Source organism: Streptomyces sp. NPDC005808 (assembly GCF_042871385.1).
Taxonomy (GTDB): domain Bacteria; phylum Actinomycetota; class Actinomycetes; order Streptomycetales; family Streptomycetaceae; genus Streptomyces.
The window spans coordinates 212,050-225,576 of the sequence record NZ_JBIAIK010000010.1 but is presented as its reverse complement, the minus strand read 5'-3'; the positions used below and the strand labels follow the sequence as shown (position 1 = coordinate 225,576).

Genomic DNA, 13,527 nt, shown 5'->3' with positions numbered 1-13,527 from the left:
TCGTCTAGGGTCGTCGTCATGTTCTGGCCGATGTTTGCGATCGCTGTGGGTTTCTTGGGAATCGCCGTTCTCGGTGTGCTGGCTGTCCGGGTCTCCCTCGAAGCCGAACGTCTGGGCAGGCAGGTTTCCGATTCCGCGCAGCGCATCGGCAGGGCGGCCGAGGACCTGGAGCGCGCGGCCGTGACCACGGCTCGCTCCGTGGACTCGCTCTGAGCCGTGGGTTCGCCGTGCTTTGCGGGGCTTTCGCCCTGTCACCTTTGCGGGAACGACAGGTACGCTGCTGGTCGCGGCCCCGATAAACGAGGCGCGGGTCGCGAACTGGGAGTACGCACAGGGATTGCCCCGCGTTTACCCCTGAGCGTTACGATCGCTGTCAGCGCGACGGTCGGACGCATGTCCGACCGATCGGACAGCCCCCAATCCATGCCGCCTCGGTGAGAAGGTAAAGACTTATGTTCGGAAGGCTCGGCGCTCCCGAGATCATTCTCATCCTCGTCGTCATCATCCTGCTGTTCGGCGCGAAGAAGCTTCCGGACATGGCGCGCTCTCTGGGCAAGTCCGCGCGCATCCTGAAGAGCGAGGCCAAGGCCATGAAGACGGAGGGCCAGGACACGTCCGCCGCTCCGGCCGCCCCGCCGGCCGCCGACGAGCAGCCCCCGGCTCAGCGCACCATCCAGGCCGCACCCGGCGACGTGACCAGCTCCCGCCCGGTCACCGAGCCGACGGACTCGACGACCAAGCGCTGACGCAGGGCCGGTGACCTCCGGCCCGCCGTACGAGATGGGAACGTGGGTTGCTGAAGCCTGCCCGCCAGAAGGAGAAGGATCCCGAGGGGCGGATGCCTCTTGCGGAACACCTTCGCGAGCTCCGCAACCGGCTCGCGAAGGCGATGCTCGCCATCGTCGCCATCACGGTCGTCGCCGCCTTCTTCTACAACGACATCATCAATCTCATCACCAGGCCGATCCTCGACTCGGTCGGTTGCCGGCAGAGCTTCGAGCAGTTGGCGAAGTCGTCGTCCACCGAACCGTGCGCGCAGATCACGATCAACGGTCTGCTCACCCCCTTCACGCTGGCGCTGAAGGTGTCGCTGACCGCCGGTGTCGTGCTTGCCTCGCCGGTCTGGCTCTACCAGCTGTGGGGCTTCGTCGCCCCCGGTCTGCACCGGCACGAGAGGAAGTACGCCTACGCGTTCGTCGGCACGGGTGCCCCGCTCTTCCTGGGTGGCGCCTACTTCGCCTACACCGTGCTGCCCACCACGGCGAAGGTGCTGCTCGAATTCACGCCGGAAAGCACCTCCAACCTCCTGCCACTGGACGATCTGCTCGACCTCGTCACGCGCATGGTGCTCGTCTTCGGCCTCTCCTTCGAACTGCCCCTGCTGCTGGTCTTCCTCAACCTCACCGGGGCGATCACCGGCAAGCGGATGCTCGGCTGGTGGCGCGGCATGATCATGGGCATCACGGTCTTCGCGGCCGTGGCCACGCCCAGCACCGACCCGCTGACCATGCTGGCGCTCGCCGGACCGATCTGGGTCCTGTACTTCGGCGCGGTCGCCTTCTCGCTGCTGAACGACCGGCGCAGGCGCCGGCGCGACGCCTCGGGACCGGCGGACGACGAGGCCTCCGAGCTGGACCTCACGCCCGAGGCCATCGGTGAGGTCGAGACGGTGTCGGCGAGCCGGGCGGCACTGCCGGAGCAGGCGAACTCGGAGCGCGTCAACGGTTACGACGACGTGACCTGACGCGGCGCGGAGAGATCGTAGGGTCAGGCTCGTGACCAGCGAGATCACCCTCTTCGTCAACCCCACCGCGGGACGCGGCCGGGGCGCCCACGCGGCGCAGCCGGCCGCTTCTGCTTTGCGGGCGGCGGGATTCTCCGTCCGCACAGTCCTCGGCGAGAACGCCGAGGACGCCCTCACGCGGGCGCGTGGCGCCGTCACGGACGGAACGGGCGCGCTGATCGCCGTCGGCGGGGACGGCATGGCCCACGTCGCCCTGCAGGCCGTCGCGGGGACGCGCACTCCACTCGGCCTGGTCGCGGTGGGCACCGGGAACGACTTCGCGCGGGCTCTGGGCTTGCCCGTACGCGATCCGGCGGCCGCGGCGCGGGTGATCGCGGAGGCACTCAAGAGCGAACGGCTGCGTGACGTCGACCTGGGCAGGGTCGGCGGCACCTGGTTCGCCACCGTCCTCGCCTCCGGCTTCGACTCACGGGTCAACGACCGCGGCAACCGCATGCGATGGCCCACCGGCCGCTTCAAGTACGACCTGGCGATGCTCGCCGAACTGGCCGCCTTCAAGCCCGTCCGCTACCGGATCACGCTGGACGGCGGCGAGGCTCAGGAGGTGGAGGCGACGCTTGTGGCGGTCGGCAACGGATCGTCGTACGGCGGGGGCATGAAGATCTGCCCGGGTGCGGACCTGGGCGACGGACTGTTCGACGTGACGGTGGTCGGTGACTGCAGTCGTACGACACTGCTCAAGGTGTTCCCGAGGGTCTACCGGGGCACGCATCTTGATCATCCCAAGGTCACCGTGTACCGGGCGGCCACGGTCGGGCTCGTCGCCGACGGTGTCACCGGGTACGCGGACGGGGAGCCGCTCGGGCCGCTGCCGCTCACGGCGCGGTGCGTGCGCGGTGCGGTGCGGGTGGCGATTGCCTGAGCTGCTGGGATCTGGGGTTTCACAGACGTGGATCCGGATATTGATCGTCCTGTTGTCAGTGGCTCCCGGTAGTCTCGAAAGCACGATGACAGAGGACCTCTCTCCGGCCGAGCGGTACGCGGCAGCACGGAAGCGCGCTGTCGAGCAGGCCACCGCTCTCGCCGGCTTCCGCGAGATGTACGACTTCGGCCTCGACCCCTTCCAGATCGAGGCCTGCCGGGCGCTCGAAGCGGGCAAGGGTGTACTCGTGGCCGCGCCCACCGGCTCCGGCAAGACGATCGTCGGCGAGTTCGCCGTCCACCTCGCCCTCCAGCAGGGCAAAAAGTGCTTCTACACGACGCCGATCAAGGCACTTTCCAACCAGAAGTACGCCGATCTCTGCCGCCGTTACGGAGCGGACAAGGTCGGCCTGCTCACCGGCGACAACAGCGTCAACTCCGAGGCTCCGGTGGTCGTGATGACCACCGAGGTGCTGCGCAACATGCTGTACGCGGGCTCACAGACCCTCCTTGGACTCGGCTATGTCGTGATGGACGAGGTGCACTACCTCTCCGACCGGTTCCGGGGCGCCGTCTGGGAAGAAGTGATCATTCACCTCCCCGAGTCGGTGACCCTGGTGTCGCTCTCGGCGACGGTGTCGAACGCGGAGGAGTTCGGCGACTGGCTGGACACGGTGCGCGGCGACACCCAGGTGATCGTCTCCGAGCACCGGCCCGTGCCGCTGTTCCAGCATGTGCTCGCCGGACGGCGGATGTACGACCTCTTCGAGGAGGGGGAGGGCCACAAGAAGGCCGTCAACCCCGACCTCACGCGCCTGGCGCGGATGGAGGCGAGCCGTCCGTCCTACCAGGACCGCAGACGGGGCCGCGCGATGCGCGACGCGGACCGGGAGCGCGAGCGCAGACAGCGCTCGCGGGTGTGGACACCGAGCAGGCCCGAGGTCATCGAACGGCTGGACGCCGAAGGGCTGCTGCCCGCCATCACGTTCATCTTCAGCCGCGCGGCCTGCGAGGCCGCCGTCCAGCAGTGCCTGTACGCAGGCCTGAGACTGAACGACGACGACGCCCGCGTGCGGGTGCGCGAACTCGTCGAGGAGCGAACGGCCTCCATCCCTACGGAGGACCTGCACGTCCTGGGCTACTACGAGTTCCTGGAGGGCCTGGAGCGCGGCATCGCGGCCCACCACGCGGGCATGCTGCCCACGTTCAAGGAGGTCGTCGAGGAACTGTTCGTACGCGGCCTGGTGAAGGCGGTGTTCGCGACCGAGACCCTCGCGCTCGGCATCAACATGCCGGCCCGCTCGGTGGTGTTGGAGAAGCTCGTCAAGTGGAACGGCGAGCAGCACGCCGACATCACACCAGGTGAGTACACCCAGCTCACCGGCCGTGCAGGGCGCCGCGGCATCGATGTCGAGGGCCATGCGGTGGTGCTGTGGCAGCGCGGCATCAGCCCCGATCACCTGGCGGGACTCGCGGGCACCCGCACCTACCCGCTGCGCTCCAGCTTCAAGCCGTCGTACAACATGGCGGTCAACCTGGTCGAGCAGTTCGGGCGGCATCGTTCGCGCGAGCTGCTCGAGACGTCCTTCGCGCAGTTCCAGGCCGACAAGTCGGTCGTCGGGATCTCCCGGCAGGTGCAGCGCAACGAGGAGGGTCTCGACGGCTACAAGGAGTCGATGACCTGTCACCTCGGGGACTTCGAGGAGTACATGCGGCTGCGCCGCGAGCTCAAGGACCGTGAGACCGAGCTGGCCAAGCAGGGCGCGGCGCAGCGGCGCGCTGAGGCGGCCGTCGCGCTCGAGAAGCTCAAGCCCGGCGATGTCATCCACGTTCCGACCGGCAAGTACGCGGGTCTCGCACTGGTGTTGGACCCCGGGCTGCCCGCCGGGCGGTCCAACGGCCACCGGGGCTTCGAGCAGCACGACGGCCCGCGCCCGCTGGTGCTCACCGCCGAGCGCCAGGTGAAGCGGCTGGCCTCGATGGACTTCCCGGTGCCCGTCGAGGCGTTGGAGCGGATGCGGATCCCGAAGAGCTTCAACGCGCGCTCACCGCAGTCGCGCCGCGATCTGGCGTCCGCGCTGCGCACCAAGGCCGGACACATCGTCGCCGACCGGCACCGCAAGAAGCGGGCCGAAGCCGCAGACGACCGAGAGATCGCGCGGTTGCGCACGGCTATCCGGGCGCACCCCTGCCACGGGTGCAACGACCGTGAGGACCACGCCCGTTGGGCCGAGCGCTATCACCGGCTGTTGCGCGACACCTCGCAACTGGAGCGGCGTATCGAGGGCCGGACGAACACCATCGCCCGCACCTTCGACCGGATCGTGGCGCTCCTGACCGAGCTCGACTACCTGCGGGGCAACGAGGTCACCGAACACGGCAAGCGGCTCGCGCGGCTGTACGGCGAACTCGACCTGCTTGCCAGTGAATGCCTGCGGGCCGGGGTCTGGGAGGGGCTCAGTCCGCCCGAACTCGCCGCCTGCATCTCGGCGCTGGTGTACGAGTCCCGGGTCGCGGACGATGCGATGGCGCCGAAAGTGCCGTCCGGCAAGGCGAAGGCCGCGCTCGGTGAGATGGTGCGGATCTGGGGGCGCCTCGATGCCCTGGAGGAGGACTTCGGGATCACCCAGACCGAGGGTGTCGGACAGCGCGAGCCCGATCTGGGGTTCGCGTGGGCCGCTTACGAGTGGGCCTCCGGCAAGGGGCTCGATGAGGTGCTGCGCGAGGCGGAGATGCCTGCGGGGGACTTTGTGCGGTGGTGCAAGCAGGTGATCGACGTGCTGGGGCAGATCTCGGCCGCGGCGCCTGTTTCCGGGGCGGCGGGCTCCACGGTCGCGAAGAACGCGCGTAAGGCGGTGGACGGGCTGCTGCGAGGAGTGGTGGCTTACTCGTCGGTGGGGTGACCTTTGGGCGGGGGTCGGTGGTTCTGGTGGTGCGGGTGGGTAGGGGAGTGGGGGAGTGGGGGAGTTTTTCGCCCCCCTCCGCCCCTGCCCTTCCCGTTCTTCCGGGGCTCCGCCCCAGGCCCGCCAGGGGGCTCTGCTCCTGGACCCCCGCTCATCGAGTGCCGGAGGGGCTGAATTCTCAGGTACGGGCCCGGAGATAGGAGCGCCAGCCTCCGTACCTCGTGATGTCCTCGGCTCCTTCGAGCGCGGACGGCTCGCACAGGAAGCCGGGGACGTGACTGCCGTCGGCCAGTTCGACTCGGCCCAGGGCCATCGGGCGGGGGAGTTCGGCGAGCAGGCGGCCCAGGCCCTCGGCGGGGAGCCGCCACACCTCGGCCTCGATGGCGGCGCCGCCTTCTCCGATGTGGACCAGGCCGGGCTTGGGAGGTGTGGTGGACAGTGCGTACAGGCGGTAGGCGGGTGCCGTCATTGTCGTACGTTCCAACTCGGCGCCCAGGGAGAGGAGTTGGCCGTTGAGCGGCTGGCCCGACAGGTGTGCGCCCACCACCGCGACCCGGAGCTGCGGCTGGAGCAGGCGGGCGATCCGGGCGAGGCGCTCGTCGGTGAACGCCGGGCCGATCACCATCACGCCGAAGGGCAGTCCGCCCACGGTGCCCGCGGGGACGGCGACCGCCGCCAGGTCGAAGAGGTTCGTGGAGTTGGTGAAGCGGCCCAGGCGGGCGTTGGCGCCCAGCGGGTCGGCGGCGACCGCGGCGAGAGTGGGGTGGCCCGGAGCAGTGGGCAGCAACAGGGCGTCCGCGTCACCGAGTTGGGTGAGGGCGCGGGTGCGGAGGGCCGCCAGACGGTCCTGGTCGGCGTAGAGCTGGTGGGCCGGAATGTCCCGGGCGCGGGTGATGATCCCGGCGACCGTCGGATCAAGGCCCGCACCTCCCTCGCCGATCAACTTGTCGACAAAGCTTCCTACAGCGGTGTAGCGCTCGGCGACGAACGCGCCCTCGTAGAGCATCGCGGCGGCCTCGGTGAAGGGGCTGAGGTCGATGGTGCGCAACTCGGCGCCGGCCGACCTGAGCTGGTCGACCGCCCCCTCGTACGCCGCCGCCCAGCCCTCGTCCAGCTCGCCGAGCTGTGCCGGGGTGGCCACGGCGACACGCCAGGGGCCCGGCGTCCGCAGGCGGAGTGCGGGGAGATCGCGGGTCGGCGGCGAGGCCATGTACGCGAGGGCCTGCTCGGCCTCCGGGAGCGTACGGGCGAAGACGGTCACGCAGTCCAGTGAGGCGCAGGCGGGGACGACACCGGTCGTGGGCACCAGGCCGCGGGTCGGCTTGAGGCCCACGATGCCGTTGAAGGCGGCGGGGACGCGGCCCGAGCCCGCCGTGTCCGTGCCGAGGGCGAGGTCGACGATGCCCAGGGCGACGGCGACCGCCGATCCCGAGCTGGAGCCGCCGCTGATCCTGGCCGGGTCGAGGGCGTTCCGTACGGCGCCGTGGGGCGAGCGGGTGCCGACCAGGCCGGTGGCGAACTGGTCCAGGTTCGTGGTGCCGAGGACGATCGCGCCGGCCGCGCGGAGGCGGGCGACCACCGGGGCGTCGCCCTCCGGGGTGTACGCGTACGCCGGGCAGCCGGCGGTGGTCCGGAGGCCTGCCACGTCGATGTTGCCCTTCGCGGCGAAGAGCTTGCCTGCGAGGGGGAGGCGGTCGCCTGCGGCGATTCGCCCGTCGATGACGCGCGCCTCTTGCTCTACCTCCGCCTGGGGGCGCAGGTTGATCCAGACCTCGGGGCGGTCGACCTCTGCGATGCGGGCGTAGGCCCTTTGGACACGGGTCTGGGTGAGGGACGACATCTGTGCTCCTTGCCTCGGGTCTCGTGCTCGACTGCGGGCGGTGCGTGGTCTGTGCCCACCCGTTCCGCCGTGCGGAACGCCTGCTCACAGACCACCAGGCCGGTTTCATGGTGCTGCCCGCACACCGACCCGGGGGACTTCAAAACACCGCTGGACTCGCCGGTGCCAGCACGATCAGTGGGGTCCCCGCCTCCACCTGGTCCCCCGGCTTCGCCAGGATTTCCGTCACCACGCCGTTCATCGGGGCGGGAACTCTGGACTCCATCTTCATGGCCTCCAAGGAGAGGAGGGGCTGGCCGAGGGTCACCTCGTCGCCGGGGCGGACGTTCAACTGCCATACGGAGGCGGCGAAATCGGCTTCTACCAGGCGGCCGCCGGCGGGAACTGTCACCTCGGCGGCCGGAGCTGTCGGGGTCGACACGGCCTCCGCCCGCGTGAACTCGCCGGCCGCCTCCCAGGCGTCCCGCTCGGCGGCGAATGCGCCGCCCTGCCGGGCCCGGAACTCCCCGATGGAGTCGGCGTTCTCGGCGAGGAAGGACTCGTACGCGGCGAGGGAGAACTCGCCCTCCTCGATACGTGGTACGAAGCGGCCGGAGATGATGTCGGCGCGCAGTTCGAGGAGTTCGTCGGGTTCGACGGGGTACCACTTGACGCGGTCGAAGAAGCGCAGCAGCCAGGGCGAGCCCTGCTCGAACGCGCCGCGCTGCTGCCAGGGCGACCACACCTGGGTCGTACGGCCGACGAACTGGTAGCCGCCGGGGCCTTCCATGCCGTAGACGCAGAGGTAGGCGCCGCCGATGCCGACCGAGTTCTCCGCGGTCCAGGTGCGCGCCGGGTTGTACTTGGTGGTGACGAGACGGTGGCGCGGGTCCAGGGGTGTCGCGACGGGGGCGCCCAAGTACACGTCGCCGAGGCCCAGTACGAGGTACTCGGCGTCGAAGACTGTGCGATACACGTCGTCCACCGAGTCGAGGCCGTTCACGCGGCGGATGAACTCGATGTTCCACGGGCACCAGGGTGCGTCGTCGCGAACGCCGGCCATGTAGCGGGCGATCGCCTCACGGGTGGCGGGGTCGTCCCAGGAAAGGGGGAGGTGAACTGTGCGGGAGGGCACCACCAGTTGGTCGCTCGGCGGGAGCGCATCCACGATCTGCCTTACGGCCGCGAGGAGTTCACGCTGCGGCAGACGCTGCGGGTCCATCTGGATCTGCAGGGAACGGATGCCCGGGGTGAGGTCCGTGACCCCGGCCGGCGCGGCTGCGGTCACCGCCTCCATCAGGGCGTGCACCCGCATGCGCAGGGCCAGGTCCAGTTGCATGGGGCCGAATTCGACCAGCAGGTTGTCGTCGCCGCTGCGCCGGTACGTCACGTCGCCGTCCCGCGCGAGTACGCCGCCGTCGACGATCGCGGCCCGCGTCGAGCCGTCATCGGCGACCGGTGCGAACCGAACCGTGTCACCGGGGCGAAGCTGCCCCAGCTTCCAGCGTTCCGAGCGTGCGACCGTGGCCGGGCAGACGAAGCCGCCGAGCGAGGGGCCGTCCGGGCCGAGCAGCACCGGCATGTCGCCCGTGTAGTCGACGGCGCCCACCGAGTAGGGCGTGTCGTGGATGTTGGAGGGGTGCAGGCCCGCCTCGCCGCCGTCCTTTCGTGCCCAGCGGGGTTTCGGACCGACCAGCCGTACGCCCGTGCGCGCCGAGTTGAAGTGGACCTTCCACTCCGCGCCGTAGAAGTCGTGGATGTCCTCCTCGGTGAAGAACTCCGGTGCGGCATGCGGACCTTCGAGCGCGCCGACATGCCAGCTCGACCCGAAGACCGGCCGGTCGGCGGTCGGCACCGGAGTGCCCGGCGCCACCGAGCCTCCGTGCAGCACGTCCCCCGTCCGCAGCGCCCGCCCTCCGTGCCCGCCGAACCGTCCCAGCGTGAAGGTGGACGCGCTGCCCAGGAACGCGGGCACGTCCAGGCCGCCACCCGCGAAGAGAACATACGCGCGCAGTCCGTGGTCGGCGGGAGCGCCGATCTCCAGTACGGCCCCGGCCGGCACCGTGACCGGCTCCCACTGCGCGACCGCCGTACCGTCCACGGTGACCGGCGCCGGAGCGCCCGTCACACACACGGTGGTGGCGTGGGTGAAGCGCAGGGCCGGGCCCTGAAGCGTGCACTCCAGGCCGGGTGCGCCCTCGTGGTTGCCCAGGGCCCGGTTGCCGAGGCGGAAGGACAGGTCGTCCATCGGGCCGGACGGCGGCACCCCGACCTGCCAGTAGCCGGTGCGGCCCGGCCAGTCCTGGACGGTGGTGAGCGTTCCGCCCGAGACGACCTCGACGCGCGGGGTCGGATCGGCGACCTCGGCGAGCGTCGCCGTCGAATGCGTGGCGCGCCGGAAGGACTCCTGCGACAGCGCCGCGCGCACCAGCCCGAGGTTCGTCTCGATCCCGTCGACCCGGGTGCTGGCCAGTGCCTCGTCGAGCCGTTCCAGGGCGTGCGCCCGGTCCGAGCCGTACGCGATGACCTTCGCGAGCATTGGGTCGTACGAGGTGGTGACCTCCGTCCCCGTCTCCACCCAGCCGTCCACCCGGACGCCCTCGCCGTCGGGGAACTCGACCCGCGTCAACAGGCCCGCGCTGGGCCGGTGTTCGCGCGTGGGGTCCTCCGCGTACACCCGGGCCTCGACGGCGTGACCGCGCGGCGGCCCCGGGTCCCGTACGACGTCCGACTCACCGCGCGCCAGGCGCAGCATCCAGGCGACGAGGTCGACCCCGTAGACCTCCTCGGTGACCGGATGCTCCACCTGGAGACGGGTGTTGACCTCCAGGAAGTACGCCTCCTCGCGGGCGGCGTCGTACACGAACTCGACGGTTCCGGCCGAGCGGTAGTCCACCGACGCACACAAGTCGCGTGCCGCCGCGGCGAGTTGCTCGCGCACGGAAGGAGGCAGGCCCGGTGCGGGAGCCTCCTCCAGGACCTTCTGGTTGCGGCGCTGGAGCGAGCAGTCGCGGTCGCCGAAGGTGACGACATGGCCCTGGCCGTCGCCGAAGACCTGCACCTCGACGTGGCGGGCGCCCTCCACCAGCCGTTCCAGGAACACCCCCGCCGAGGCGAAGGAGGCCGCGGCGACGCGTTGCACGCTCTCCCAGGCCTCGGTCAGCTCTTCGGCCGAGCGACAGGCCGACATACCGATGCCACCGCCGCCGCCGGTGGCCTTGAGCATCACGGGGTACCCGATGTGTCCGGCCTCGCGCAGGGCCTCCGCCAGGCCGGCGAGCAGTCCCGTGCCCGGCGCCAGGGGCACTCCGGACGCCTGCGCCGCCGCCCGCGCCGTGTGCTTGGCCCCGAACAGCTCCAGCTGCTCCGGCGTCGGACCCACGAAGACGATCCCCGCCTCCTCGCAGCGCCGCGCGAAGGCCGCGTCCTCGGAGAGGAAGCCGTAGCCGGGGTGGATCGCCCCGGCGCCGGTGTCCTTCGCCGCCTTGAGGACGAGCTCGGCGTCGAGGTACGACTCCTTGGCGGGCGCGGGGCCGAGCCGCACCGCTTCGTCGGCCAGTCTTACGTGGGGTGCCGAGCGGTCCGGGTCGGAGTACACCGCCACCGTGCGCAGGCCGAGTTCGCGCGCGGTCCGGATGATCCGGACCGCGATCTCGCCCCGGTTGGCGATCAGCAGCGTGTCGAAGGTCATTCCGGCGCCCCGAGGGTCATCCGGACCGCGGTCGGCTCGAAGCCGTTGCAAGGGTTGTTGATCTGGGGGCAGTTGGAGACCAGTACGAGCACATCGCGCTCGGCGCGCAGGGTCAGCTTCAGCCCGGGGGCGGAGATGCCGTCGACGATGCCGAGGGTGCCGTCCTGCTCCACCGGCACGTTCATGTACCAGTTGATGTTCGAGACGAGATCCCGCTTGCCCAGGCCGTACTTGGCGCCCTCCGCGAGGAAGTTGTCCACACACGCGTGCTGTGACCAGGTGTGATGCCCGTACCGGAGCGTGTTCGACTCCTTGGAGCAGGCACCGCCGACCGTGTCGTGCCGGCCGACCTCGTCCTCGACGACGGTCATCAGCGGGGTGTGCTCGTTGGACATGAGCACACTGCCGGTGGTGAGGAAGAGGTTGCCCTGCGCGTGGATCGTGTCGGGCGCGCTGTAGCGGACGGCCTTGTCGTGGGCGTCGTACACCAGGAAGTCCACGGCCTGGTTGCCGTGCAGGTCGGTGATGGTGAGCGTGCCGCCCCCGCTCACGACGGCGGACCAGGCGGCGCGGGCCGGTACTTCCACGGACGTCATATGAGCCCCCTAGCGGTAAGGAATTCGGCGGTGTTCAGGAAGGCGCGGCGGCCCTCGGGTGTGGCCTCCCACAGCGGGTCGCCCGGCCCTGTCGCCTCCGAGCGCCAGGCGAGCACCTCCAGTGGGGAACTGACGTACTCCGCACGCGAATCGGCCGGGTGCGGCACGTTCGCGAGCAGCACGGTGATGTCCTGCTCGGCCCGCAGGGTCACGCTGCCGCCCGCACCGGCCGAGCCGGTGAAGTCGAGGGAGCCGTCGTCGCGTACCGCCACGCCCTGGAAGAAGGAGAGCGAGGGGGGCAGATCGCGTGGTTCGAGCCCGTTCTTGGCCGCGGCCAGTTTGAACAGCTCGCGCCCGGCCGGCGACGCGGACTGCGGCGCCCCGTCGCCGTACCGCTCGGTGTTCCGTACGAGTGTGGAGGTGCCGCACAGTGCGTCGTGCCGTCCGGAGGTGTCGGCGACCAGCGAGGCGAGCACGCGGCCCTGGTCGGACAGCAGGAGCTGTCCCTCGCCCAGATACGCGTTCCACTGGACCTTGACCGTGTCCGCCACGTTCAGGCGCTCCCACGGGCGGTCGGCGACGTACAGGAGCAGATGCGCGCAGGCGTCGCCGGTCAGGTCGGTGAGGCGCAGCTCGGTGCCGCGGGCCAGCACCTTGTGTGTGTAGTTGCCGCCCGCCACCGTCTCCGCCCACACCAGATGGCCCGCCTCGCAGGGCGGCGCGGGCCAGCCGCTCGCCGGGACGACGGGCATGGCCTCGGTGCGGGTCCCGCCCTGGGAGCGGGCGTGGGCGCGTGCGCCGTGTGGGGTTGCTGTCGCCATCGCGGGTCCTCCGGTTCCGGTGTATGTGTCGGTCGACGATCTCCGGCGGATCTGTCGGGTCGACGTTCTCCGGTGTTTCTGTGCGTCGACGTCATTTCTGTCGCTCGACAGAAATTAGGAGCGGCGAGGGTCGGTGCCGTGTCTCGTGCGTTGCCGTCCCGTTACCGATCCCTCACGGTGATCGCCGGGTGACCCGGTGTGCGAGGATCGAACACATGGGAACCGGTGGTGGACGACGGGTCGGCCGGCCGCGGGTGGATCAGCGGCCGGACAGTGGTCTGTCGCCGCGAGACGAACTGCTCGACGCCGCCGCCGAGTTGTTCACGACCCGGGGGTACGCCGCCACGACCACCCGTGCCGTCGCCGAACTGGCCGGTATGCGCCAGGCGTCGATGTACCACTACGTCTCCGGCAAGGAGGAGTTGCTCGCCGAGCTCCTGGAGTCCACGGTCACGCCCTCGCTCGCCCTCGCCCGGGAACTCCTCGCCGCCGACGCGACCCCGGCCGAGGGTCGTCTCTGGGAGCTGTGCCGCAAGGACGTCGAGCTGCTCTGCGGCGGCCCGCACAATCTGGGCGGGCTCTATCTGCTGCCCGAGGTCCGCACCGAACGCTTCGCGGGTTTCCATGCCGTACGCGCCGAACTCAAGGACACCTACCGGCAGTTGCTCGCGGCGACGACGGTCGGGGGTCTGCTCGCCAAAGGTGAGCTGGATCTGCGGACGGATCTGGTGTTCGGCCTCATCGAGGGCGTGATCCTCGTCCACCGCTCCGACCCGGAACGGCCGGTGTCCGCGTTCGCCGAGGCCACCGCGGACGCGGCCCTCCGCATCGCCGGAGTCTGAGCCGGAATCTGACAACTCGGGCCCGCTCGGGTGCGGTTCGCATGCCTGTACGTCGTCACACGCCGTGTTCGATCGAAGCCGCAGCGTGTAAATGGAGCTGAGAGTACTCCTGTTGCGAAGGCGATTTCAGGTGCTTGCTGAATATGACACGGCGATGATCCGGTCGGACTAAGCTCGCCCGCAGCGCACC

Annotated in this window: 10 protein-coding genes; 6 read left to right on the top strand and 4 right to left on the bottom strand. The window is 70.3% G+C overall.

Translation table 11 applies throughout. The features are described 5' to 3' along the window. Positions 1–18 precede the first annotated feature (18 nt). The 5 genes from ACFYPC_RS23385 to ACFYPC_RS23365 all read left to right on the top strand — a co-directional run bounded on the left by ACFYPC_RS23385 (position 19) and on the right by ACFYPC_RS23365 (position 5,568). Complete coding sequence (locus ACFYPC_RS23385; RefSeq protein WP_388679363.1) at positions 19–213, top strand: hypothetical protein; 195 nt, start codon at positions 19–21, stop codon at positions 211–213. 239 nt (positions 214–452) lie between these two features. Then, positions 453–746, top strand: coding sequence for a Sec-independent protein translocase subunit TatA (tatA, locus tag ACFYPC_RS23380; protein WP_388679360.1), 294 nt, complete (start codon positions 453–455; stop codon positions 744–746). 47 nt (positions 747–793) lie between these two features. Then, entirely contained in the window at positions 794–1,744 is a 951-nt protein-coding gene (tatC, locus tag ACFYPC_RS23375) for a twin-arginine translocase subunit TatC (protein ID WP_388679357.1), read from the top strand. A 31-nt stretch (positions 1,745–1,775) separates the two neighbouring features. Then, positions 1,776–2,666: a diacylglycerol kinase gene (locus tag ACFYPC_RS23370; RefSeq protein ID WP_388679355.1), complete on the top strand. Its 891-nt coding sequence runs from the start codon at positions 1,776–1,778 to the stop codon at positions 2,664–2,666. A 40-nt stretch (positions 2,667–2,706) separates the two neighbouring features. Then, positions 2,707–5,568: a DEAD/DEAH box helicase gene (locus ACFYPC_RS23365; RefSeq protein WP_388679352.1), complete on the top strand. Its 2,862-nt coding sequence runs from the start codon at positions 2,707–2,709 to the stop codon at positions 5,566–5,568. Between the two features lie 178 nt (positions 5,569–5,746). Here the strand turns inward: ACFYPC_RS23365 and atzF are convergent, their stop codons facing one another. The 4 genes from atzF to ACFYPC_RS23345 all read right to left on the bottom strand — a co-directional run bounded on the left by atzF (position 5,747) and on the right by ACFYPC_RS23345 (position 12,495). Further along, positions 5,747–7,408 (bottom strand): allophanate hydrolase, encoded by a 1,662-nt coding sequence (gene atzF, locus ACFYPC_RS23360; protein ID WP_388679351.1) that lies wholly within the window; start codon positions 7,406–7,408, stop codon positions 5,747–5,749. A gap of 139 nt (positions 7,409–7,547) precedes the next feature. Beyond that, positions 7,548–11,078 carry a 5-oxoprolinase/urea amidolyase family protein gene (locus ACFYPC_RS23355; RefSeq protein ID WP_388679348.1) on the bottom strand — a complete coding sequence of 1,177 codons (3,531 nt, stop codon included), beginning with the start codon at positions 11,076–11,078 and terminating at the stop codon, positions 7,548–7,550. Then, the gene (locus ACFYPC_RS23350) at positions 11,075–11,674 is read right to left on the bottom strand and encodes an urea amidolyase associated protein UAAP2 (protein WP_388679346.1); all 600 of its coding nucleotides are present in this window, start codon (positions 11,672–11,674) and stop codon (positions 11,075–11,077) included. The genes ACFYPC_RS23355 and ACFYPC_RS23350 overlap by 4 nt, the downstream gene beginning before the upstream one ends. After that, the gene (locus ACFYPC_RS23345; RefSeq protein ID WP_388679343.1) at positions 11,671–12,495 is read right to left on the bottom strand and encodes an urea amidolyase associated protein UAAP1; all 825 of its coding nucleotides are present in this window, start codon (positions 12,493–12,495) and stop codon (positions 11,671–11,673) included. Before ACFYPC_RS23345 ends, ACFYPC_RS23350 begins: the two co-directional genes overlap by 4 nt. Positions 12,496–12,710: 215 nt before the next feature. Here ACFYPC_RS23345 and ACFYPC_RS23340 point away from each other — a divergent pair, with 215 nt between their 5' ends. Then, positions 12,711–13,337, top strand: coding sequence for a TetR/AcrR family transcriptional regulator (locus tag ACFYPC_RS23340; protein ID WP_388679340.1), 627 nt, complete (start codon positions 12,711–12,713; stop codon positions 13,335–13,337). The last annotated feature ends 190 nt before the right edge of the window (positions 13,338–13,527 follow it).